Origin of the sequence: Pseudomonas sp. ABFPK, assembly GCF_001586765.1 — a bacterium.
Taxonomy (GTDB): Bacteria; Pseudomonadota; Gammaproteobacteria; order Pseudomonadales; family Pseudomonadaceae; genus Aquipseudomonas; species Aquipseudomonas asiatica.
Genome location: NZ_LQXW01000023.1, coordinates 92428 through 114166 on the forward strand (window position 1 = coordinate 92428; position 21739 = coordinate 114166).

The window sequence follows — 21739 nt, forward strand, 5'->3', positions numbered from 1 at the left end:
CGTCCGAAAACATCGCGCGGCAAATTCGATCAAATTGGCAGCACCTGGCGGGTTATCTGCCGTCAACATGCCAGGAAAACGTTTGCCTTGCGGGCCTGCGCAAAATGCCGTCCATGACAAAGATGTGACCTCTGTCATGCATCAGTGAATTTGTCTTATTGGCCGCCGAGAATAGTGCGTGACAGGTGCTATGGTTACTTTCCCGGCGGCCGCATCGATGTGGCCACCCGCTCACCACGTCCAGGTACGAACAAGGAGGCTGGCATGAACAAGATGACGTTCCCCAACGCCTGCCAGGTGATGCGCTGGCATTTCCACCCGCTGGGCTTCGAAGCCAGCATGGATGCACCGCGCAGCATGGTCGCGCGGCTGTTCGACCGCGCCACCGGCGAAACCCTGCTGGCGATTGCCGGCATCCCCTGCTCGGCAATCATGGCCGCCGCCGACGTAGAGCGCATCATCGAGGCCGTCGAGGCGGAGATGGATACCTTCATGCCCGCCTTCACCCTGCGCGACGCAGTCTAGCCCGCTGCCGTGCTTTCCTGGCGCATGGCCTGCAACTTGCCCATGAACTGCTCGGCCGGCACCGGCTGGCCCAGCAGGTAGCCTTGCAGCGAATCGCAGCCCAGGCGGGTCAGGAAGTCCTGCTGCCTGTCGGTCTCCACTCCTTCGGCAACGATGCGCAGCCCCAGCGCCTGGCCCAGCGCCACGATTGCCGAAACGATCGCCGCATCGTCGCTGTCCTGCTCCAGGTCGCGCACGAAACCGCGGTCGATCTTCAGCTCGTTGGCCGGCAGGCGCTTTAGGTACATCAGGCTGGAATAGCCGGTGCCGAAGTCATCGATGGACAGGTCCACGCCCATGTCGGACAACCGTTGCAGCACCGTCAGGCTGGCATCGGCGTCGTGCATGGCGGTGGTTTCGGTAATTTCCAGGGTCAGGCAGTTGGCCGGCAGGCTGTTCTGCTGCAGGGCTCGGGCCACGCTCTCGACCAGCCCGGCATGGCAGAACTGGATAGCCGACAGGTTCACCGCCATGCGCCAGCCGTGGTGCCCCTGGTCCAGCCACTGGCGCATCTGCCGGCAGGCCTCGATGAGCACCCATTCGCCAATGGGGATGATCAGGCCGGTCTTTTCCGCCAGGCCGATGAAACGGTCGGGCAGCAACAGGCCCTGCTGCGGGTGCTCCCAGCGCAGCAAGGCCTCGGCACCGATCGGCTGGCAATTCTGGGCGTCGAACTTGGGCTGGTAGTGCAGGCGGAACTGGCGCTGCTCCAGGGCCTGGCGCAGGTCCTGCAGTAGCTGCAATTGCTGGCGGGCGTTGCTGTTCATCGACGCGTCGAAGAAGCTGTAGCCATTCTTGCCGGCGCTCTTGGCGTGATACATGGCAGCGTCGGCATTGCGCAGCAGCTCATGCTGGTCCAGGCCATTGCCCGGGTACAGGACGATGCCCAGGCTCGCCGTCAGCTGCAGGTCATGCTCGGCCACGCGGAATGGCCGTGACACCAGATTGACCTGCTTGACCGCCACATCCATGGCATCGTTCGGCTCGCGCAGCTCCACCAGCAGCACGAATTCGTCGCCGCCGATGCGCGCCAGCGTGTCCTGGCTGTGCAGGTGCCCGCGCAGGCGCGCCGCCACGGCCTTGAGCAGCAAGTCGCCGATGTGGTGGCCGAAGGCATCGTTGACTGGCTTGAAGCCGTCCAGGTCGATGAACATCAGGGCAAAGCAACCGCCCTGCTCCGCTACCTTGGCAATGGCCTGCTCGATGCGGTCGGCCAGCAACGTACGGTTGGGCAGGTCGGTGAGCGTGTCGTGCAGGGCCAGCTGGGTCAGTTCCTGGTTGGCCAGGGTCAGCGAGCGGGCCAGCTCGGCGGTGCGCGCCTCCAGGCGGGCATCCAGTACCGAGGTGAGCAAGGCCACCGCCAGTACCGCCAGCGTGGTGATCAGTACCAGGTAGACCAGGCCGTCGCCTTGCAGGCCTCCCGCTGCCAGCGCACCGCAGAAGCTGCCTTCGGGGAAATTCGCCGCGGCCATGCCGGTGTAGTGCATGCCAACGATGGCAAAGCCCATCACCACCGCCGCCAGGCCGCGAATCTGCCTCACATAAGGAGTATGCGCGCGCAGACGGAAGGCGATCCACAACGCCGCTGCCGAGGCGGCCACGGCAATCAGCAGCGAGGCCCCGAACAGCGTCGGGTCATAGTCGATGCCCGGCAGCATGCGCAGCGCGGCCATACCGGTGTAGTGCATGCAGGCAATGCCGGTGCCCATGATCAGAGCGCCAAATGCCAATTGCTGCCACGGCAGGCTCGGCTGGCTGACCAGCCACAAGGCAAAGCCCGAGGACAACACGGCAATCAGCAGCGAGAACGCGGTCAGGGCAAGGTCGTAGCCCAGGTCGATGGGCAGGCTGAAGGCGAGCATGCCGATGAAGTGCATCGACCACACGCCGATGCCCATGGCCAACGCGCCACCCCCCATCCACAGGCAGGCAGCCCGGCCTTTGGCCGTGGCGATGCGGCCGGTCAGGTCAAGGGCGGTATAGGACGCCAGAATCGCCACGCACAGCGAAATCAACACCAGCGAAGAGGAATAGCTACCGATCAGCATCGAGAGTTCCAGCGGGGCGGGAGGCCCGGAAAAAGCTGACGATTGTACTCAAGGTCAGGCGAAACGCACGGGGTTTTTGCGAATGGGGATGGATCCAAAGACTGCGAGGGCCTGGACGCATGCGCGGTAGCTGTAGGAGCGGCCTTGTGTCGCGATCGGGCTGCGAAGCGGCCCCAGCGATCTGTGCTTGTACACAAAGTTCTGGGGCCGCTCTGCGGCCCGATCGCGACACAAGGCCGCTCCTACAGAGGTACGCGTCTGCGGGTCGCTTCAATCCTGCTCGGCGAAGGCTTGCCCGGCATCCCAACCACCACCCAGGGCAGCAACCAGCTGCACGCTGGCCACCAGGCGCCCTTGCAGCAGGTTCAACACACTGCGCTCGTTGCTCAGCGCCGTGGTCTGCACGTTGACCACATCCAGGTAGCCGATCAGCCCGGCGCGGTACTGGTTCTCCGTCAGGCGCAGCGACTCGCGAGCGGCATCCAGTGCCTCCTGGCGCACCACCGCCTCATCGCCATACACCTTCAACTGCACCAGCAGGTTTTCCACTTCCTTGAAGCCGTCGAGCACGGTCTGGCGGTACTGCGCCACGGTCTGGTCATACACCGCCACCGTGCGGTCCACCTCGGCACTGCGCTTGCCGGCGTCGAACAAGGTCAGCGCCAGTTGCGGGCCCACCGACCAGTAGCGGTTGGGCAGTTCGATCCAGTTGCTGAAGCTGCTGCTGGAGTAACCGCCACTCATGCTCAGGCTCAGGTCCGGGAAATACGCCGCCCGCGACACGCCGATGTTGGCGTTGGCAGCCATCACGTTGCGCTCGGCCGCAGCGATGTCCGGGCGTCGCTCCAGCAACTGCGAAGGCAAGGCCACCGGAATTTGCGGCAGCGCCGGAATGGATTTGCTGTCGGCCAGGGCGAAGTCCGCCGGGGCCTTGCCCAGCAACACGGCAATGGCGTTCTCGAACTGCGCGCGCTGCCAGACCAGGTCGATCAGGTCGGCCTGGGTGCTCTTGAGCTGGGTACGCGCCTGGGCCACTGCATCCGGGCCGGCGACGCCAGCGCGATACTGGTTTTCGTTCATTCGCAAGGAACGTTCATACGCTGCCACGGTGGCTTCCAACAGGCGTTTCTGCTCGTCGATCACCCGCAACTGCAGGTAGTTCTGAACCAGTTCAGACTGCTGGCTGAGGCGGATCGAGGCCAAGTCGGCCAGGCTGGCTTCGGCACTGGCTTCGTTGGCGTTCAGGGTCTCGCGCAGCTTGCCCCACAGGTCGATTTCCCAGCTGACGCCGAGCTGGGCATTGTAGGTGTTGCGAATGCCACTGCTGTTGTTGGACAGGCTCGAGCTGGAGCTGCCGGTACCCTGGGCCGAGCGGGTCTTGCCGACGCTCAGGTCCAGGCTGGGGAACAGCGCCGCCCGGCTGCTGCGCACCAGCGCCTGGGCCTGGCGATACTGGGCCTCCGATTGGGCCACGGTCTGGTTGCTGCGGTTGAGCTCTTCGACCAGTGCATTGAGCCCGGCATCGCCGTAGATTTCCCACCAGGCGCCGCGGGCGATGGCATCGGACGGCGTGGCCTGGGTCCAGCCTTCGGCGTGCTTGAACTGCGCCGTGCTGCTCAGTTCCGGGCGGTGGTAGTCCGGGCTCAGGGTGCAGGCGCTGAGCAAGGCGACGCACAACCCGGCGCCGAGCAGGCGCGAGCCACGCCCACGGGTCAACGTCTGCAGGGCACGGTGAAGTGGGGTCTGGGCAAAAGTCATAGCGGGGTTTCCAGGGCGGCGTCGGTGCGCACGCCACGCCAACGGTTGAAACGGTGACGCAGGCGGTCCAGGTACAGGTAGACCACCGGTGTCGTGTAAAGAGTGAGGACCTGGCTGAACACCAGGCCGCCAATGATGGTCAGGCCCAGTGGCTGGCGCATTTCCGCGCCTTCGGCGCGGCTCAGCAGCAGCGGCAAGGCACCGAGGATGGCCGCCAGGGTCGTCATCAGGATCGGCCGCAGGCGCAGCAGGCAGGCCCGGCGGATCGACTCTTCCGGTGTAAGGCCCTGGTGGCGCTCCAGCTGCAAGGCCAGGTCGATCATCAGGATGGCGTTCTTCTTCACCACGCCGATCAGCAGGAACAGCCCCAGCAGCGAGATCAGGCTGAACTCGCCGCCGGTGACGTACAGCGCCAGCAGGGCACCGACGCCGGCCGAGGGCAGTGTCGAGAGGATGGTCAGCGGGTGAATGTAGCTTTCGTAGAGAATGCCCAGCACCAGGTAGACCAGCACCAGCGCGCCAAGGATCATCAGCGGCTGGCCTTCCTGGGTCTTGGCAAAGGCATCGGCGGTACCGCCGAGCTTGGCGATCACTTCCTCGGGCAAGCCCAGCTTGGCCACCGCACGCTCCAGCGCCGCCATGGCCTGGTCGGGGCTGTAGCCTTCGGCGACGTCGAAGGCGATGCTTTCGGCGGCGAACTGGCCTTCGTGGCTGACCCGGTCGTTGGCCAGGCTGTTCTCGTAGTGGGCGATGGTCGACAGCGGTACCCGGGCACCGTCGGCGGTAATCACCTGCACCTGCTCGAGGGTGCTTGGGTCCCAGGCGTACTTCGGGTTGATCTCGAGCACTACCTGGTACTGGTTGAGGCTGTCGTAGATGGTGGATATCTGCCGCTGGCTATAGGCGTTGTTCAGCACCGAGGTGACCATGTCCATGTCGATGCCCAGGCGCTTGGCCTGGTCACGGTCGACCACCAGGGTCACCTGCTGGGTGCCGGCACCGTCGCGGGCGTCGATGGCAGTCAGTTGCGGCAGTGCACGCAGCGCCGCCACCACTTTCGGGAACCATTCGCGCAGGGCCGCCAGGTCTCCGCTCTGCAGGGAGTACAGGTACTGCGAAGAGGTCTGGTCACGGCCACCACCGCCCAGTTGCAGGTCCTGGTCGGCCATCAGGAACAGGCGTCCGCCGGGTACCTTGGGCATTTCCTTGCGCAGGCGTTCGATCACCTTCTGGGCGTCGAGCTTGCGCTCGCTGATCGGCTTCAGGCGCACCAGCACAAAGGCATTGTTGGTCCCGCTGTTGCCACCGATGAAGCCGGCAACGCTCTGCACTGCCGGGTCGGCCAGCAAGGCGCGGCGGTAGATTTCCATTTTCGGTTGCATGACGCTGAACGACAGGCCATCGTCGCCACGGATGAAGCCTATCAGCTGGCCGGTATCCTGCTGCGGCATCAGCGTTTTCGGCACCACCACGTACAGGGCGATGTTGATGCCGATGGTGGCCAGCAGGCTGATCAGCGTCAGGCGTTTGTGGCGCAAGGCCCAGCCCAGGCTGCGGTCATAGGCATCGACCATGCGCTGGTGCAACTGTTCGCTCCAGCGCTGCAGACGTGTCGGCTCGGCCTGGTGCGGTTTGAGCCAGCGGGCGCACAGCATCGGCGTGAGGGTCAGCGACACCGCCAGCGACACGATGATCGCCGCCGCCAGGGTGATGGAGAACTCCTGGAACAGGTTGCGCACGATGCCACCCATGAACAGGATGGAGACGAATACCGCCACCAGCGACACGTTCATCGACAGCAAGGTGAAACCCACTTCCTTGGCGCCCAGGAAGGCCGCTTTCATAGGTGGTTGGCCGTCCTCGATGTGCCGGGATATGTTCTCCAGCACCACGATGGCATCGTCCACCACCAGGCCAGTGGCGAGGATCAGCGCCATCAGCGACAGGTTGTTGAGCGAGAAGCCGCACAGGTACATGACCGCGAAGGTGCCCACCAGTGAGACCGGCACCGCCAGGCTGGGGATCAGCGAAGCACGCAGGCTGCCGAGGAACAGGTAGACCACCAGGATCACCAGCACCACGGCGATCAGCAGGGTGTGCTCGGCTTCCTTGAGGGTTGCCTTGATCACTGGCGAACGGTCCATGGCCACGTTCAGTTGCACGCTGGCCGGCAGCAGCGACTGCAGGGCCGGCAACTGCGCCTTGATCTGGTCGACCGTTTCAATGATGTTGGCGCCTGTCTGGCGGTTGACCACCAGCAGCACCGCGCTCTGGTCATTGAAGAAGCCGCTGTTGTAGCGGTTCTCGACGCCGTCGGTGATGGTCGCCACGTCGGAAAGGCGCAGGATGGTGCCGTTCTGCTGGCGGATCACCAGCGGCTCGTAGTCCTTGGCGCTTTCCAGCTGGTCATTGGCGCGCACCTGCCAGTTGCGCTCGGCGTCCTCGACAAAGCCCATCGGCCGGCGCTGGTTGGCGTTGGACACGGCAGTACGTACTTCATCCAGCGACAGGCCGTACTGGTTGAGCAATTGCGGCTCGACGGCAATGCGCACCGCCGGCAGCGAACTGCCGCCGATCTGCACTTCCCCTACCCCGGGCACCTGGGCCAGGCTCTGCGACAGGATGGTGTCGGCCAGGTCGTACAGCTGGCCCTTCTGCAGCACGTCCGAAGTCAGCGACAGCACCATGATCGGTGCCTGCGACGGGTTGATCTTCTTGTAGGTGGGCATGCTGCGCATACCGCTGGGCAGCAGGTTGCGGGTGGCGTTGATCGCCGCCTGCACCTCGCGCGCCGCACCGTCGATGTCGCGGCCCATCTCGAAGCCGATGATCACCCGTGTGGAGCCCTGGTTGGAGCTGCTGGTCAGGGTGGTCACGCCGGCAATGCTGCCCAGCTTGCGCTCCAGCGGTGTGGCCACGGTGGACGCCATGACTTCCGGGCTGGCGCCGGACAGGTTGGCCGACACCACGATTACCGGGAAGTCCATCTGTGGCAGCGGTGCCACCGGCAGCAGGCCGAAGCTGACCCCGCCCAGCAGCATGATCGCCAGGCTCAACAGCATCGTCGCAACCGGGCGACGGATGAAAGGACCGGACAGGTTCATGCCTCGGCCTGCTTCACGTCAGTGGCCGGGCGCCAGCGGCGGGCCAGGCGGTCGAAGTACAGGTAGATGACCGGGGTGGTGAACAGCGTCAGCACCTGGCTGACCAGCAACCCGCCGACCATCACCAGGCCCAGCGGCTGGCGCAGCTCGGCACCCGAACCGGTGGCGAGCATCAGCGGCACGGCGCCGAACAGCGCGGCCAGGGTAGTCATCAGGATCGGCCGGAAGCGCAGCAGCGCCGCCTGGTAGATGGCATCGCGCGGGCTCATTCCCTGCTGGCGCTCGGCCTCGAGGGCGAAGTCGATCATCATGATCGCGTTCTTCTTGACGATGCCGATCAGCAGGATGATGCCGATGATGGCGATCATGCCCAGGTCGTTGCCGCTGATGAGCAAGGCCAGCAAGGCGCCGACCGCTGCCGACGGCAGTGTCGAAAGAATGGTCACCGGGTGGATGTAGCTCTCGTACAGCACGCCCAGCACGATGTACATGGTCACCACCGCCGCCAGGATCAACAGCAAGGTGCTCGACAGCGATGCCTGGAAGGCCTCCGCCGCGCCCTGGAAGCGGGTCTGCACGCCCAGCGGCATGCCGATGTCCTTCTGCACCTGCTCGATCACCTGCACCGCCTTGCCCAGCGAAGCGCCGTGGGCCAGGTTGAACGACAAGGTCACTGCCGGGAACTGGCCAATGTGGGAAATGGCCAGCTGGGCCTGGCGCTGCTCGATGCGCGCCAGCGCCGACAGGCGCACCTGGCCGCCATCGGTGGCCTTGACGTGGATCGACTCCAGCGCCTGCGGGCCGATCACCGCCGCATCCTGCGACTGCAGCACCACGCGGTACTGGCTGGCCTGGGTGTAGATGGTCGAGATCTGACGCTGGCCGAAGGCGTCATACAGGGCGTTGGTGATTTGCGACACGCTGATGCCCAGGCGGCCGGCCATGTCGCGGTCGATCACCAGGTACACCTGCAGGCCCTTGTCCTGCAGGTCGCTGGCCACGTCGGCCAGTTCGGGGCGCTGCTGCAGCGCCTGCACCAGCTTGCCGCTCCACTGCGCCAGCAGGTCGGCGTCGGGCGACGAGAGGCTGAACTGGTACTGGGTCCGGCTGACCCGGTCCTCGATGCTCAGGTCCTGCACCGGCTGCATGAACAGGCGGATGCCCACCAGCCGATCGACTTGCGGCTGCAGGCGGTTGATCACCTCGCTGGCAGTGACATCACGCTCGCCATGGGGTTTGAGGTTGATCAGCAGGCGGCCGCTGTTGAGCGTGGCGTTGTCGCCATCGACACCAATGTAGGACGACAGGCTCTGCACCGCCGGGTCCTGCAGGATCACCTTGCTCAGCGCCTGCTGGCGTTCGCTCATGGCGGCGAACGAGGTGGACTGCGGCGCTTCGGAAATGCCCTGGATCACCCCGGTGTCCTGCACCGGGAAGAAGCCCTTGGGCACCACCATGTACAGGAATACGGTGAGCGCCAGGCTGGCCACGGCCACCAGCAGCGTCAACGGCTGGCGCTTGAGCACCCACTGCAGGGCGCTGCCGTAGTGCCTGATCAGCCAGTCGATCCAGGCGCCACTGGCGCGGTAGAAACGGCCCTGTTCCTCTTCCTTGGGCTCGCGCTTGAGCAGGCGCGCGCACATCATCGGCGTGAGGGTCAGCGATACCACCAGGGAAATCAGGATGGCCACCGCCAGGGTGATGGCGAACTCGCGGAACAGGCGGCCGACCACATCGGCCATGAACAGCAGCGGGATCAGTACTGCAATCAGCGAGAAGGTCAGCGAGATCAGGGTGAAGCCGATTTGCCGGGCGCCCTTGAGCGCCGCCTGCATGGGCGTCTCGCCCTCCTCGATGTGCCGGGAGATGTTCTCCAGCATGACGATGGCGTCGTCGACCACGAAACCGGTGGCGATGGTCAGGGCCATCAGGGTCAGGTTGTTGACCGAGAAACCGGCCAGGTACATCACGCCGAAGGTGCCGATCAGCGACAACGGCACGGCGATCGACGGGATGAGCGTGGCGCTGAAACGGCGCAGGAAGACGAACGTGACCATCACCACCAGGGCGATGGCGATCAGCAGTTCGTGCTGCACGTCCTTGACCGCGGCGCGTATGGTCTGGGTGCGGTCGGTGAGCACCGACACATCGAGGCCGGCCGGCAGGTTGTCGGTGATCGACGGCAGCAGGGCCTTGATGCGGTCGACCACTTCGATGACGTTGGCGCCCGGCTGGCGCTGGATGTTCAACAGCACGGCGTGGTTTTCGTTGGCCCAGGCAGCCAGGCGCTCGTTTTCGGCGCCGTCGACGATTTCTGCAACATCCTTCAGACGCAGAGGCGCGCCATTGTTGTAGGCCAGGATCAGGTTGGCGTATTCCTCAGGGGAACGCAGCTGGTCGTTGGCGTCGAGCATCGACACCCGGGTCGGGCCGTCGAAGTTGCCCTTGGGCTGGTTGACGTTGGAAGCGCCGATCAGGGTGCGTACGTCCTCCAGGTTCAGGCCGTTGGCGGCCAGGGCATCGACGTTGACCTTGATCCGCACCGCCTGGCGCTGGCCACCGGCGATGCTGACCATGCCCACACCGCTGATCTGTGCGAGCTTCTGTGCCACACGGGTATCGACCAGGTCGTTGAGCTTGGGCAGCGGCATGGTCTTGCTGGAGATGGCCAGGGTCAGCACCGGGGTGTCGGCCGGGTTGACCTTGTTGTACACCGGCGGCGCCGGAAGGTCGCTGGGCAGCAGGTTGCTGGCGGCGTTGATCGCGGCCTGCACCTGTTGCTCTGCAACGTCCATGTTCATGTCGAGGTTGAAGCGCAAGGTCAGCACCGAGGCGCCGCCGGAGCTGGTCGAGGCCATCTGCTCCAGGCCTGGCATCTGGCCGAACTGACGTTCGAGCGGCGCGGTAACCGCGCTGGTCATGACCTGCGGGCTGGCGCCTGGGTACAGGGTCATGACCCGGATGGTCGGGTAATCCACCTGCGGCAATGCGGAAACCGGCAGCAGCTTGTAGGCGATCAGGCCGGCCAGGACGATGGCCAGCATGCTCAGCGTGGTGGCAACCGGTCGCAGGATGAACAGACGCGAGAGGTTCATGCGCCCGCCTTGCCTGCTGCGCTACCAGGCTGTGCTTCACCGGGCTGCACATCGCCAGTGCTTGCCGAACCCTTGGCTTCCTGGCCTTGCAGGTGCGGGCCCGGGGTGGTCGGCACTTGCGAGCTGTCTTCGACAACTTCCACCTTGGTGCCTTCGCGCAGGCGGTCGGTGCCTTCCAGCACCAGGCGGTCGCCGGCCTTGAGGCCCTCGAGAATGACGCTGTTCTCGCCGTCGCTGGCGCCAACCTTGAGCTTGCGGATGTTGACCGTGTTCTGGTCATTGACCACGTAGGCGAACGAGCCGTCATTGCCGAACTGGATGGCCGCCGCCGGGGCCATGGTCACCTGCTTGAGGGTGTCGGCCAGCAGGCGCACGTTGACGAACTGGTTGGGGAACAGGGCCAGGTCCTTGTTCTCGAAGCGGCCCTTGAACTTGAGGGTGCCGGTGGTGGTGTCGATCTGGTTGTCGATGCTGCCCAGCACGCCGGTGGACTGCAGCTTGCTGTCACTGCGGTCCCAGGCCTCGACCGGCAGACTGGCGCCGCTGCGGTAGCGTTCCAGCACGGTGCTCAACTCGGTTTCCGGCAGGGTGAAGGCAACGCTGATCGGCTCGGTCTGCGTGATCACCACCAGCGCGGTGGTGTCGTTGGCCGCCACCAGGTTGCCCAGGTCGAGCTGGCGCAGGCCTACGCGGCCGTTGATCGGCGCGCGGATCTGGGTGAAGTCGAGGTTCAGGCGGGCGTCATTGACCTGCGCCTGGTTGGTCTTCACCAGCCCCTGGAACTGTGCCACCTGCGCTTCGGCGGTGTCGAGGGTTTGCTTGGCGATGCTGTCTTCGGCGTACAGGCCTTTATAGCGGGCCAGGTCGACCTGGGCGTTCTTCAGTTGCGCCTGGTTCTGCGCCAGGGTGCCCTCGGCCTGCTGCAGGGCAATGCGGTACGGGCGCGGGTCGATTTCGGCGAGCAGGCCGCCGGCCTTGACCTGCTGGCCTTCCTTGAAGTGGATCTTGACCAGCTCGCCAGCCACGCGGCTGCGCACGTTGACGGTGTTGGTCGCGGTGACTGTGCCCAGGGCCTTGTAGTACAGCGGGAAGTCGCCCACCCGCACCGGCTCGACGCGCACCGGCACCGGGTCGCTGGAGCCGCCGAAGCCCGGGCGACCGCCCATCATGCCCATGCCCTTGCCGCCGCGCCCGCCACCGGCTTCTTTATGCGCAGGCGTCGCTGCGGGCCACAGCCACCAGGCCAGTGCAGCCACCAGCAGCAGGATCAGCAGGCCGACGAGCCAGCGACGAGGGGAGCGGGAATTGGACACTTGCATGGGTTGAACGAACCTTGTTCGGAATGACGGCTTGGGGAGAATGAACGATAAGCACTGGCATCGTTTTAGCAAAGCGCCTTTACCAGAGGTTTACCTTTGCCTGACGTTGCCAAGGGGTTGAACTTTAAATGAAAACGGCCCGGAAAGCGTTCCGGGCCGTTTACAGGGTGTTGCCTGGAGCGGTGGCGGGCTGAAAGGTTTCGGTTGCCTGTGCCGGCCCCTTCGCGGGTAAACCCGCTCCCACAGGTGCAGTGCACTACCTGTAGGAGCAGCCTTGTGCTGCGAAGGGGCCGGCACGGCAAAAGAGACTCTGTGGCAGTAATGGCCTCTTCGCAGCACAAGGCTGCTCCTACATAGGTACCGCGCAGTCCTGAAGCATTGTGCAGTACCGGTGGGAGCGGGTTTACCCGCGAAGAGGCCGGTACAGGCGATCGACGCCCGCCCTGCCCCACACAACTCTTACTTCAGCACAGCCAGCGCTGCATCGTAGTTCGGCTCATCAGCGATTTCGCCAACCAGCTCGCTGTGCAGCACCTTGTCGTTTTCGTCCAGCACCACCACGGCACGGGCAGCCAGGCCGGCCAGCGGGCCATCGGCGATGGCCACGCCGTAGTTTTCGAGGAACTCGCGGCCACGCAGGGTCGACAGGTTCTTCACGTTGTCCAGGCCTTCGGCGCCGCAGAAGCGTGCCTGGGCGAACGGCAGGTCGGCGGAGATGCACAGCACCACGGTGTTGGCCACATCGTTGGCCTGGGCGTTGAACTTGCGCACAGAGGTAGCGCAGGTCGGGGTGTCGACGCTCGGGAAGATGTTCAGCACCTTGCGCTTGCCGGCGTAGTCAGTCAGCGACTTGTCAGCCAGGCCTTCACCTACCAGGGAGAAAGCCGGAGCCTGGGCGCCGGCTTTCGGCAGCTCGCCGTTGACCTGAACCGGGTTGCCTTTGAGAGTCACTTGAGCCATGACGAAATCCTTATGCGGGTTTGAAAAGGACACTGAGTTAAGCATGAAGGCGGCCGGGTGCCTATGGGGGCAGTGAAATTGTTCTATTACCGGACAATTCTTGTGGACAAAAAAATGCCCGGGTGGCTACAAGCGCCCCGGGCATAACTTTTGCGGATGGCGTATCAGCCCAGCAGGCCGTATACCACCGAGGTCAGCGCAACCAGGCCGACGACTACCACGAACACGTTGGAGGCAGCACCGCTGTACTTGCGCATGGATGGCACGCGGCGAATGGCGTACATCGGCATCAGGAACAGCAACACCGCGAGGATGGGGCCACCGAGCGACTCGATCATGCCGAGGATGCTCGGGTTGAGGGTGGCGACAATCCAGCACACCACCAGCATCAGCGCGGCAACCACCCGGTCCAGGGTCTTGCCCGCCGGGCGTGCACCGGCCTTGGTGATGATGCCCTTCAGGCCTTCGCTGGCGCCGATGTAGTGGCCGAGGAACGACTTGGCAATGGCCACGAAGGCGATCAGCGGTGCAGCGAACGCGATGGTCGGGTTGCTGAAGTGGTTGGCCAGGTACGACAGGATCGACAGGTTCTGCGCCTTGGCCTCGGCCAGCTGGGCGCTGCTCAGGGTGAGCACGCAGCTGAACACGAAGAACAGCACCATCACCACCATCAGCAGGTGGGCACGGCGCAGGATCTGGCCGCTACGCTCATCGGCATGCTCGCCGTAGCGGCGCTTCTGGTCGACGGCAAAGGCGGAGATGATCGGCGAGTGGTTGAACGAGAACACCATCACCGGAATCGCCAGCCACAGGGTGTGCAGGAAGGCCGAAGCTGGTGGTACCTGGGTGGCGCTGTCGAGAATGCCACCGGTCCAGTGCGGCACCAGGTACAGGCCCAGCAATGCCAGGGCGACGATGAACGGGTAGACCAGCAGGCTCATGACCTTGACCGTGGCCTGCTCCCCGCAGCGCACGATGGCCAGCAGGCCGAGGATCAGCACGAACGACAGGATGGCCCGTGGCGGCGGCTGCATGTGCAGCTGGTGCTCCATGAAGCTGGACACGGTGTTGGTCAGCGCCACGCTATAGATAAGCAGGATCGGGAAGATCGCGAAGAAGTACAGCACGGTGATCGAGGCGCCGGCGGTAATGCCGAAGTGCTCCTTGACCACTTCGGTGATATCGCCGTCATTGCGCCCGGAAAGGACGAAACGGGTCAGCCCGCGGTGAGCGAAATAGGTCATCGGGAAGGCCAGCATGGCCAGGATCAGCAACGGCCAGAAGCCGCCAAGGCCGGCGTTGATCGGCAGGAACAGGGTTCCGGCGCCGATCGCTGTGCCGAACAGGCCCAGCATCCAGGTGGTGTCGTGACGCGACCAGCTGCCGAGGGTGGCGGGGGTCGATTCTGCAAAGCGTTGTTCAACGCTTGGGGCCTGCTCATTCATTCCGGGTGAAGCTCCACTCGCAAGACTGCAACAGGCTGAGAATGGCGAAATAGACGTTTCGCCCAACTCAACCGAAAAAGGGAGCGCGATTGTGCACGGAAAGGTTGCACTTGCGAAGCCCTTTTCCGAGGAGCGGTTGCACTTGTCTTTACAAGCGGGTTGTGCCCGTGGACTGCAGGAGGGATTTGACAGGTGTAGGAGCGGCCTTGTGTCGCGAAAGGGCCGCAAAGCGGCCCCGGCAATATTCGCGGCGAAGTTGCAAACGTTGGGGGCGCTGCGCACCCCTTTCGCGACACAAGGCCGCTCCTACAAAGGCCGCGCCCCACAGAAGCGGCCTGGTACGGTGTTACTTCTGGACGGCGGCGAAGGCTTCGGCAACCCGTTGCAGGTTGGCCGGGCGCAGGCCGGACATGCATACGCGGCCGCTGTCGATCAGGTACACGCCGAACTCGTCACGCAGGCGGCGCACCTGCTCGACGCTGAAGCCGGTGTAGCTGAACATGCCGCGCTGGCGCAGGAAGAACTGGAAGTCCTGGCCTGGCAGCAGCACGGCCAGGGCATCGACCAGCGCCTGGCGCATGTCGAGGATACGTTTGCGCATCACTTCGACTTCCTCGGCCCACTGGGCATTGAGGGCCGCATCGCCGAGCACGCCAGCGACCAGCTGGGCGCCGAAGTTGGGCGGGCTGGAGTAGTTGCGGCGCACGGTAGCCTTCAGCTGGCCGAGCACGCTCTGGGCAGTGGCTTCATCGTCGCAGACCACCGACAGGCCGCCGACACGCTCGCCGTACAGCGAGAAGATCTTCGAGAACGAGTTGCTGACCAGGCACGGCACGCCGGCGCGGGCCATTTCGCGGATGGCGTAGGCGTCTTCCACCAGGCCTTCGGCGAAGCCCTGGTAGGCGATGTCGAGGAACGGGATCAGTTGGCGTGCCTTGACCACTTCAACCACCTGTTGCCACTGGTGCTGTTCCAGGTCGGCGCCGGTGGGGTTGTGGCAGCACGGGTGCAGCAGCACCACGCTGTTGGCCGGCAGGGTCTGCAGGGTGGCCAGCATGCCGTCGAAGTCCACGCCACGGGTGGCCTGGTCGAAGTACGGGTAGGTGTGCACCTTGAAGCCGGCGCCTTCGAAGATGGCGCGGTGGTTGTCCCAGGTCGGGTTGCTGACCCAGACTTCGGACTGCGGGAAGTAGCGCTTGAGGAAGTCGGCGCCAACTTTGAGGGCGCCGGAACCGCCTACGGTCTGCACGGTGGCCACACGCCCGCCGGTAACAGCCGGGTGATCGGCACCGAACAGCAGCGCCTGGATCGCCTGGCGGTAGCTGGCCAGGCCTTCCATCGGCAGGTACAGAGAGGCTTCGTGGTCCTGGCCGGCGATGCGTTTCTCCACCGCATCCACAGCCGCCAGTTGCGGCACCACGCCGGCCTCATCGTAGTACAGGCCGATACTCAGGTTGACCTTGTCGGCGCGCGGGTCGGCCTTGAAGGTTTCCATCAACGAGAGGATCGGGTCGCCGGCATAGGCATCGACATGTTTGAACACAGCGTGCAGCTCCTTGGATCAGGACAGTTCGAAAAGGCAGCCCTGAGCATACCCGGAGTGCGGGCTCAGGAACATCAACTATTGTGCAAGGTTGTCTATGCAACATTGCATGGCTGAGGATTGGCGCAGGCAGTGAGGGCCTCATCGCCGGCAAGCCAGCTCCCACAGGTACACCACAGGCCTTAAGGTTTGTGGTGTACCTGTGGGAGCTGGCTTGCCGGCGATAGGGCCGGGTCAGCCAAGCAGCTCGTTCAGGCCTTGCAATTCCTGCTCGGTCACCGCCACCCCCTCCTCCTCGGCCACCTCGCGCTCGCGGTAACGCCGCTCGCCCGGCATGCGCGTCAGCCCTACCGCCTGCATCTGCTCGACCAGCTCGCGGCTGCGCTGGGCAAAACGTTCGCCCTCGGCCTTGTTCGGGTCGATGACGATGATCAGTTGCCCGGTCCACGGCGTCTTCGCCCCCGGGTGCCCCGACCAGTCGAACTCCCAGGAGAAATGCCCGCCGGTCAGCGCCGCCGCCAGCAACTCGACCATCATCGACAAGGCCGAGCCCTTGTGCCCGCCAAATGGCAGCAAGGCGCCGCCTTCCAGAATCGCCTTGGGGTCGGTGGTCGGCTCGCCATTGGAATCCACACCCATGCCCTGCGGCAATTGCTGGCCAGCACGCGCGGCAATCTGCACGTCGCCATGGGCCATGGCGCTGGTGGCCATGTCGAAGACGATCGGGTCATGTTCGGCGCAGGGTGCGGCAAAGGCGATGGGGTTGGTGCCGAACAGCGGCTTGCGGGCGCCGTGCGGCACCACGCAGGTCATGCTGTTGACCACGCTCAGGGCTACCAGGCCTTCGTCGGCGAAAGGCTCCACATCCGGCCACAGCGCGGCGAAGTGGTGCGAGTTGTGGATCGCCAGCACGGCGATGCCAGCGTTGCGCGCCTTCGCCACCAGAAGTTCGCGGGCCGCCGCCAGCGCCGGCTGGGCGAAGCCGCCTGCGGCATCGACGCGAACATAACCGGGCGCCACGTCGCTGACCTTCGGCGTGGCCTGGCCATCGACCCAGCCACTGGCCAATGTCGAAACATAGCCGGGCATGCGGAACACCCCATGGCTATGGGCACCATCGCGCTGGGCGCTGGCGCAATTGTGGGCCAGCACCCGGGCCACGCTTTCGCTGCAGCCATGGCGCTGGAAAATGCTCTGCAACAGGCCCTGCAGCTCGGTAAAAGGCACACGCACGACGGTGCTGGTGGAAGGTGCGGACATCTGAAGCTCCTTGTTGGAATTGGAATGGCTACAGCGTTGCAACGACAAAAACTTTCCTGCATGTGACAGCTATCTGTCAAATGTTGACTTGATGACAGAAAACAGCCATTTTCTTTCGCAAGCCTTACCCCTGGAGCCGCAGCATGAGCCAACCGATCAAGCAACGCCTGGAAAACAGCCTCGAAGGGGCCGCTGCTTCGGGCCGCAAGATCGCCACCTACATGCTCGCCAACCTGCATGAACTGCCGTTCCAGACCTCGGCCAGCATTGCCGTCAAGCTGGGCGTCAGCGAATCCAGCGTCGGCCGTTTCTGCCGCTCATTGGGTTATGCCCATCTAAAGGCGTTGAAGCAAGACCTGCAGAACGACCTGGGCGATGGCCCGTGGCTGGTGGGCGACCGCCTGCAAGATTACCGCCAGAACCAGGACGCCAGCGACAACGCCGGCAGCCTGGAGCTGGAAATCGCCGCCCTGGTGCGCGTGCACGAGTATCGCCAGAGCAGCGCCTGGCACAGCGTCGCGCAGCGCCTGGCAAGCAAGCAGCGGGTGTTCATTGCCGGCTTCCAGACCGAGCGCGGCATCGCCATGTGCATGAGCCACCTGCTGCAGTACCTGCGCGATGGCGTGCAGCTGGTGGATATGAGTGCCGGGCACTTTGGCGAAGTATTGCTGGGCCGCGCCGAAGACAGCGCCCTGGTGGTGTTCGAAGCCCGCCGTTATTCCCGCCATGCCCTGCTGTTGTGCCAGAAGGCGCGCGAGGCTGGCATAGCGGTCACCCTGGTGACCGACACCTTCTGTGACTGGGCCGATGCCAACGCCGACGAGGTGTTCCGCATCCCCACCGAGTTCAACCTGTTCTGGGAGTCCACCTCGACCATGCTGTCGTGGGTGCACCTGATGGTCAACGAGGTCTGCAAGAAGCTCGGGCCGGATGTTGAAAAGCGCTTGGAAGCAACTGCCGCTCTACATAACGAATTCGTCGGCTACACCTCGTGGTCGACGGGAAAACAACAATAGCAAGAGTGCAATGAGGTGCGAGATGAAAAAGACCATGGCCTTGGTGGGTGCGTGCGCCCTGCTGCTGTCGGGTGCCGCCAGTGCCGAAACCCTGCGCTTCGCCACCGAGGGCGCCTACCCGCCCTTCAACTATGTCGACGCCAATAACCAGTTGCACGGCTTCGACGTCGACATCACCCACGCCCTGTGCGAGCAGATGAAAGTCGAGTGCACGCTGGTGGCCCAGGACTGGGAAGGCATCATCCCGGCGCTGATGGCACGCAAGTACGACGCAGTGGTCGCGTCGATGATCAATACCGAAGAACGGCGCAAGAAAATCGCCTTCACCGACCACTACTACCGCACCCCGCTGACTGTCGCCGTGGCCAAGGACAGCAAGATCACCGACGCCCAGACCAACTTCGACGGCTACACCGTTGGCGCCCAGTCGTCCTCCACCCAGGCCATCTATGCCGAAGACGTCTACGCCAAGGCCGGTGCGGATGTGAAGCTGTACCCGACCATGGACGAAGCCAACGCCGACCTGGCCGCGGGCCGCCTGGATGGCGTAATTGCCGACAAATTCCCACTGAACGAGTGGATGACCAAGAACGGCGGGGACTGCTGCAAGATCCTCGGCGACGTGGCCGACACCAAGGCCGATGCCGCCATTGCCGTGCGCAAGGACGACGAAGCCCTGCGCCAGCGCCTGAACACCGCGCTGCAACAGATCGTGGCCAACGGCACCTACCAGAAGATCGCCAGCAAGTACTTCGCTTTCGATATCTACAACTGATCTTCAAGCCCTCATTGCCTGACTGGGCCCTATCGCCGGCAAGCCAGCTCCCACAGGTTGCTCACTGACCTGAAGAACAGCGGTGTACCTGTGGGAGCTGGCTTGCCGGCGATGAGGCCGGTGAGGTCAACACAAGGTGTTCGTCATGCTCGATCAATTATCCTTGCTGTCCTTCGCCAGTGGAGGCTGGGGCCAGGCGCTGCTGGCCGGCGCCCTGGTCACCGTTTCCCTGGCCCTGGCCTGCCTGCCCATCGGCCTGCCGCTGGGCCTGGTCGTCGCCCTTGCAGCACGCTCGCGCAAGCGCTTGCCGCGCGCCTGGGCCACCACCTTCTCTACCGTGTTCCGTGGCCTGCCCGAACTGCTGACGCTGCTGATCATCTATTACGGCTGCCAGATCGCTGCACAGAAGATCCTCGCAGCCATGGGCTACCAGGGTGAGTTCCTGATCAATACCTTCCTCGCCGCGATGATCGCCTTCAGCCTGGTGTTCGCCGCGTTCTCCAGCGAGATCTGGCTGGCAGCCTTCAAGACCCTGCCCAAGGGCCAGCTGGAAGCCTGCTCGGCGCTGGGCCTGAGCAAGCGCACCGGCTTCTTCAAGGTGCTGCTGCCGCAACTGACCCGCATCGCCCTGCCCGGCCTGTCCAACAACTGGCTGTCGCTGCTCAAGGACACCTCGCTGGTCTCGACCATCTCGCTGGTCGACCTGATGCGCCAGACCAACCTGGCCGTCAGCGTGACCAAGGAGCCGATGTTCTTCTATGGCGTCGCCTGCCTGGGCTACCTGCTGTTCGCCGCCATTTCCGGGCGCGTGTTCGCCTTCATCGAACGGCGCAGCAACCGCCACCTGCAAGGAGCACGCGCATGAGCTTCGAACAACTGCTGGCGCTGGTACTCGACCCCGACCTGCTGGAACGCTACGGCCCACGCTTCCTCGATGGCCTGCTGGTAACGGCCAAGCTGGTGGCGATTTCCTTCAGCCTGGGTGCCGTGCTCGGCCTGTTGCTGGCCCTGGCGCGCATGTCACGCAGCCTGCTGCTGCAGCGCATGGCCGCCGGCTATGTGTACTTCTTCCGCGGCTCGCCGCTGCTGGCCCAGCTGTTCCTTCTGTATTACGGCCTGGGTTCGCTCAAAGGCTTCTGGCAGGACGTCGGCCTGTGGTGGTTCTTCCGCGAGGCGTGGTTCTGCACCCTGCTGGCGTTCACCCTGAACACCGCCGCCTACCAGGCCGAGATCTTCCGCGGCAGCCTGATGGCCGTCGCCCCCGGCCAGCATGAGGCGGCGCGGGCGCTGAACCTGAAGCGCTCGACCACCTTTTTCAAGGTGGTCCTGCCGCAGTCGCTGCTGGTGGCCATCGGCCCGCTTGGCAACGAACTGATCCTGATGATCAAGGCCAGCGCGATCGCCTCGCTGGTGACCATCTACGACCTCATGGGCGTGACCAAACTGGCCTTCTCGCGCAGTTTCGACTTCCAGATCTACCTGTGGGCCGCCGTGCTCTACCTGCTGATCGTCGAACTGGTGCGGCGCCTGCTGAAACACCTGGAAGCCCGCCTGGGCCGCCACCTGAACTGACCGAAGGATACGTTCCATGCATTGCCAGACCCTTGTCCTCGGCGCCGGCATCGTCGGCGTCAGCACCGCGCTGCACCTGCAGGCCCGCGGGCGCCAGGTGATCCTGATCGACCGCGACGAACCGGGCAGCGGCACCAGCCACGGCAACGCCGGGCTGATCGAGCGCTCCAGCGTGATCCCCTATGCCTTCCCGCGGCAACTGGGCGCGCTGCTGCGCTACGGCCTGAACCGCCAGCCCGATGTGCGCTACAGCCTGCTGCACCTGCCCAAGGCCGCACCCTGGCTGTGGCGCTACTGGCGCCAGTCTGCCCCCGGGCGCCTGGCCGGGGCCGCCGCCGATATGCTGCCACTGGTGCAACGCTGCGTCGAAGAGCACGACGCATTCATTGCTGCCGCAGGCCTGGAAGGGCTGGTGCAGGCCAAAGGCTGGATCGAAGTGTTCCGTGACCCGGCGCTGTTCGAGCAGGCCAAGGCCGACGCCAAGGGCCTGAGCCGTTATGGCCTGCAGTTCGAAATCCTCGAATGCGGGCAGTTGCAGGCCCGCGAGCACCAGCTGGACGCCAGCGTGGTCGGCGGCATTCACTGGCTCGACCCCAAGACCGTGAACAACCCCGGCGCCCTCACCCGCGGCTACGCCACCCTGTTCACGCAGCGCGGCGGGCAGTTCCTGCATGGCGATGCGCGCAGCCTGCGCCAGGTCGACGGCCAATGGCAGGTAGACAGCCGCCGCGGCCCGATCACCGCCAACGAGGTAGTGGCCTGCCTCGGCCCGCAGTCAGCCGACCTGTTCAGTGGCCTGGGCTACCAGATACCGCTGGCGATCAAGCGTGGCTACCACATGCACTACAGCACCCGTGACGGCGCGCAACTGGAGCATTCCATCTGCGACACCCAGGGCGGCTACGTGCTGGCGCCGATGGCCCGCGGCGTGCGCCTGACCACCGGCATCGAGTTCGACGCCAGCAGCGCGCCGGGCAACCAGATCCAGCTGGGCCGTTGCGAAGCCCTGGCGCGCAAGCTGTTCCCGGCCCTGGGTGAGCGCCTGGACGACACCCCGTGGCTGGGCCGCCGCCCCTGCCTGCCCGACATGCGCCCGGTGATCGGCCCGGCGCCGCGCCACCCGGGGCTGTGGTTCAACTTCGGCCACGCCCACCACGGCCTCACCCTGGGCCCGGTCAGCGGCCGGCTAGTGGCCGAACTGGTCACCGGCGAACGCCCCTTCACCGACCCCGCGCCCTACAGCGCGACCCGTTTCGACTGAACCCCTGCGGGAGAACAAC

Annotated in this window: 15 protein-coding genes; 6 read left to right on the forward strand and 9 right to left on the reverse strand. The window is 64.7% G+C overall.

All coding sequences use genetic code 11. The features are described from left to right. Positions 1-264: 264 nt before the first annotated feature. Positions 265-525 (forward strand): DUF1652 domain-containing protein, encoded by a 261-nt coding sequence (locus WM94_RS15720; protein ID WP_013972974.1) that lies wholly within the window; start codon positions 265-267, stop codon positions 523-525. On the opposite strand, the gene WM94_RS15725 is transcribed toward WM94_RS15720, so the two are convergent. The 9 genes from WM94_RS15725 to WM94_RS15765 all read right to left on the reverse strand — a co-directional run bounded on the left by WM94_RS15725 (position 522) and on the right by WM94_RS15765 (position 17096). Beyond that, positions 522-2612, reverse strand: a complete 2091-nt coding sequence (locus tag WM94_RS15725; RefSeq protein WP_061551623.1) for a bifunctional diguanylate cyclase/phosphodiesterase — start codon at positions 2610-2612, stop codon at positions 522-524. The two genes, WM94_RS15720 and WM94_RS15725, sit on opposite strands and share 4 nt — an antisense overlap. 270 nt (positions 2613-2882) lie before the next feature. Further along, positions 2883-4370 (reverse strand): efflux transporter outer membrane subunit, encoded by a 1488-nt coding sequence (locus WM94_RS15730; RefSeq protein WP_061551624.1) that lies wholly within the window; start codon positions 4368-4370, stop codon positions 2883-2885. Continuing rightward, positions 4367-7474, reverse strand: coding sequence for an efflux RND transporter permease subunit (locus tag WM94_RS15735; protein WP_061551625.1), 3108 nt, complete (start codon positions 7472-7474; stop codon positions 4367-4369). The genes WM94_RS15730 and WM94_RS15735 overlap by 4 nt, the downstream gene beginning before the upstream one ends. After that, the gene (locus WM94_RS15740; protein ID WP_039614185.1) at positions 7471-10569 is read right to left on the reverse strand and encodes an MdtB/MuxB family multidrug efflux RND transporter permease subunit; all 3099 of its coding nucleotides are present in this window, start codon (positions 10567-10569) and stop codon (positions 7471-7473) included. Before WM94_RS15740 ends, WM94_RS15735 begins: the two co-directional genes overlap by 4 nt. Then, positions 10566-11888 carry an MdtA/MuxA family multidrug efflux RND transporter periplasmic adaptor subunit gene (locus WM94_RS15745; RefSeq protein WP_061551626.1) on the reverse strand — a complete coding sequence of 441 codons (1323 nt, stop codon included), beginning with the start codon at positions 11886-11888 and terminating at the stop codon, positions 10566-10568. Before WM94_RS15745 ends, WM94_RS15740 begins: the two co-directional genes overlap by 4 nt. Positions 11889-12347: 459 nt before the next feature. Then, positions 12348-12848, reverse strand: a complete 501-nt coding sequence (gene tpx, locus WM94_RS15750) for a thiol peroxidase (protein ID WP_039614183.1) — start codon at positions 12846-12848, stop codon at positions 12348-12350. A gap of 164 nt (positions 12849-13012) precedes the next feature. Beyond that, on the reverse strand, positions 13013-14293 hold the full coding sequence (locus tag WM94_RS15755) for a serine/threonine transporter (protein WP_061304985.1): 1281 nt from the start codon (positions 14291-14293) through the stop codon (positions 13013-13015). Between the two features lie 346 nt (positions 14294-14639). Next, complete coding sequence (locus WM94_RS15760) at positions 14640-15836, reverse strand: amino acid aminotransferase (RefSeq protein WP_015270691.1); 1197 nt, start codon at positions 15834-15836, stop codon at positions 14640-14642. Between the two features lie 234 nt (positions 15837-16070). Further along, on the reverse strand, positions 16071-17096 hold the full coding sequence (locus WM94_RS15765) for an Ldh family oxidoreductase (RefSeq protein ID WP_061551627.1): 1026 nt from the start codon (positions 17094-17096) through the stop codon (positions 16071-16073). Between the two features lie 143 nt (positions 17097-17239). Here WM94_RS15765 and WM94_RS15770 point away from each other — a divergent pair, with 143 nt between their 5' ends. The 5 genes from WM94_RS15770 to WM94_RS15790 all read left to right on the forward strand — a co-directional run bounded on the left by WM94_RS15770 (position 17240) and on the right by WM94_RS15790 (position 21720). Continuing rightward, positions 17240-18112: a MurR/RpiR family transcriptional regulator gene (locus tag WM94_RS15770; RefSeq protein WP_024087285.1), complete on the forward strand. Its 873-nt coding sequence runs from the start codon at positions 17240-17242 to the stop codon at positions 18110-18112. 22 nt (positions 18113-18134) lie between these two features. Next, complete coding sequence (locus tag WM94_RS15775; protein WP_004376261.1) at positions 18135-18887, forward strand: transporter substrate-binding domain-containing protein; 753 nt, start codon at positions 18135-18137, stop codon at positions 18885-18887. Between the two features lie 145 nt (positions 18888-19032). After that, the gene (locus WM94_RS15780) at positions 19033-19752 is read left to right on the forward strand and encodes an ABC transporter permease (protein WP_004376260.1); all 720 of its coding nucleotides are present in this window, start codon (positions 19033-19035) and stop codon (positions 19750-19752) included. Further along, on the forward strand, positions 19749-20459 hold the full coding sequence (locus WM94_RS15785) for an ABC transporter permease (RefSeq protein ID WP_061551628.1): 711 nt from the start codon (positions 19749-19751) through the stop codon (positions 20457-20459). The genes WM94_RS15780 and WM94_RS15785 overlap by 4 nt, the downstream gene beginning before the upstream one ends. A gap of 16 nt (positions 20460-20475) precedes the next feature. Continuing rightward, positions 20476-21720 carry an FAD-binding oxidoreductase gene (locus WM94_RS15790; RefSeq protein WP_013972987.1) on the forward strand — a complete coding sequence of 415 codons (1245 nt, stop codon included), beginning with the start codon at positions 20476-20478 and terminating at the stop codon, positions 21718-21720. Positions 21721-21739: the final 19 nt, after the last annotated feature.